Origin of the sequence: uncultured Cardiobacterium sp., from assembly GCF_938028185.1 — a bacterium.
Lineage (GTDB): Bacteria > Pseudomonadota > Gammaproteobacteria > Cardiobacteriales > Cardiobacteriaceae > Cardiobacterium.
Window position 1 is genome coordinate 1 of the sequence record NZ_CALJAH010000320.1, and the last position, 1885, is coordinate 1885.

Sequence of the window (1885 nt, forward strand, 5' to 3'; positions counted from 1 at the left end):
GCCTGCGGATGCGCCCAGGCCGTATCAAACTGCACATAAGTTCCTTTGCGGTGATGACCAATAGTCAGCCGGAAATGCACGGCATTCCATTTGGTTCCCCAATGGTTGAGACACCATTCCTCCGGCGGATTTAGCGGGTTTTCAGGACAGGGCACGATATTGCTGAAATCCCGCAATAGCAGCAGGGTTTCGACATGTTCGTCGTAGCAATGCACGATATTTGAGACCCAGTTAGGCATAGATACCTCCAGTTTTTGAAATGAAAAAAGGGGGGTATCCACCCCACGGGGTAGATACCCCGTGGGTAGAGTGCAGCGCGTGTGGCACTGCGGATGGTTTAGAAAGCTGCCAGCAACGCCGGACGCAGGTGCAGCGGCACATGGTCGCGCAGCAGTTGCTTCAGGCGAGCGTAGCGTTTTTGTCGTTGCAGACGTAGGTGTGTCTCAACGGCATCCGTGGCGTATTCGACCAAGCCAGATGTTTCGTGATCCCAGCCGTAGAATCCGCCGCAATACTCATCGAGTGCGGGAATTTCGTAGGCGTAAACGTTGCCGTTCGCCCAGTATTCGAGCAGTTGCAGGGTGTGGCGCAGCCGCTCAAGCACGGACTGCTCCCGTTTGGCGCTGATGCGCTGCACGCGGTATTCCGCACGGATGGCGCTGCGGCTTTCGTAGATGTAGCCGAGCTGCCCGCTGTCCCAGCGGTCGCCGAAGGGCGTGTCGCTGAGGGCAAGACCGCTGTGGTCATAGAGGTACACCGGCAGCCAGATGACGTCGCGCCGGGTCAGCCCCTTGCGGTCAAGGTGCCAGTCAAACGCTTCTTCTATCGAATTTGCATCAAACGGCAGCCTGTCGCCGCCGAAGGTGTAGCGGCGGTGTGCAGTTAGCAGCGTGGCGCTACCCCAGGCGAGCGGGTTTTCCGCGTCGCGGTCAGCGAGGATGTTGACGTCAAAGCCTTTGATGTTCAAGGTTTCGAGGATGGTGTTCATGAGAATCTCCCAAAGAAAAAACGGGAGATTCCCCGGCGGGAAATCTCCCGCAAGGGTGGATGAAAGCGGCTTGCGCCGCCGGATGAGGGTTAACGGCAAGGCCGGTGGGCTTTACCGGTCCCAGAAATCGTCATCATCAAACCAGCGGTGCTGGTTATTGCGACGGTGGTCGCGGTACCAGGCGATGACGAGGATGGACAGCACCAGCGCCAGGGTGACCTGGTGGCTCAGAGTGTCGGTCAGCACTTCCGCCAGCAGTTCGATGCCGGTGGAGAGGCAAAAGACGTGGGCGGTACGCAGCTTGTTCATGCGGCCTCCCGCAGTTGTCCGCCCTTGATGAGGGTGGAGACGAGCTGCTCAAAGGCCTCCCGGTCGGCGAGGCTGATTTTCACCGCCTGCACACCGTGGCTTTCGGGCTCGCGTACCATCTCTTGCTCGCGCAGCGCCTGTAGCAGCGGCGTTTGCCAGCAGGGCAGCAGACCGATGTTGGCCATCTGTGCCAGTTCACGGAAAACGGCGTCTTCTGCCACCGGCTCAATCTGGCCGTCGGCGTGACGGTCGCCGATGAGGATGCGTTGTCCGGCGGTTTCGCGGATGAGCATGGCGTCAAAAATCATCGCATGGACGAAGTCGCTGCCGTAGCGGCATTGTGCAGGCAGACGGGTCTGCCGCTTGTCCAGTTCGCCACTGACGCGGCAGTTGCGACCGCCGAGGTCGAGGCTGGTGAGTTGTCGCGCGGTAATCGCACCGTAGAGCGCAAGGATGCGGCTGCTCCGCCCCCAGAGGGAGGCGAAGACCAGCTGTTCCTGGTCAATGATCCAGGCGTCGCACCAGACGCCGTTGAAATTTTCGACCGCGATGACGCGGCGGGTGGGGGTTGGGTTCATGGGTACTCCG

General features: G+C 60.1%; 3 protein-coding genes and 1 pseudogene. All 4 read right to left on the reverse strand.

Annotation, left to right across the window (positions count from 1 at the left end; genetic code table 11):
* A pseudogene (locus tag Q0349_RS09395) lies at positions 1-239 on the reverse strand (hypothetical protein); the annotation flags it as partial.
* Positions 240-337: 98 nt separating this feature from the next.
* On the reverse strand, positions 338-988 hold the full coding sequence (locus Q0349_RS09400) for a hypothetical protein (protein WP_298080625.1): 651 nt from the start codon (positions 986-988) through the stop codon (positions 338-340).
* A gap of 111 nt (positions 989-1099) precedes the next feature.
* A complete protein-coding gene (locus tag Q0349_RS09405) occupies positions 1100-1297 on the reverse strand; it encodes a hypothetical protein (protein ID WP_298080626.1) in 198 nt (65 codons plus the stop codon).
* On the reverse strand, positions 1294-1875 hold the full coding sequence (locus Q0349_RS09410) for a hypothetical protein (RefSeq protein ID WP_298080627.1): 582 nt from the start codon (positions 1873-1875) through the stop codon (positions 1294-1296). Before Q0349_RS09410 ends, Q0349_RS09405 begins: the two co-directional genes overlap by 4 nt.
* Between the last annotated feature and the right edge of the window lie 10 nt (positions 1876-1885).

Excerpts from the sequence above, each read along its gene's own strand:
- Q0349_RS09400 (WP_298080625.1), bottom strand. The coding sequence starts at position 988 with ATGAACACCATCCTCGAAACCTTGAACATCAAAGGCTTTGACGTCAAC.
- Q0349_RS09405 (WP_298080626.1), bottom strand. The coding sequence starts at position 1,297 with ATGAACAAGCTGCGTACCGCCCACGTCTTTTGCCTCTCCACCGGCATC.
- Q0349_RS09410 (WP_298080627.1), bottom strand. The coding sequence starts at position 1,875 with ATGAACCCAACCCCCACCCGCCGCGTCATCGCGGTCGAAAATTTCAAC.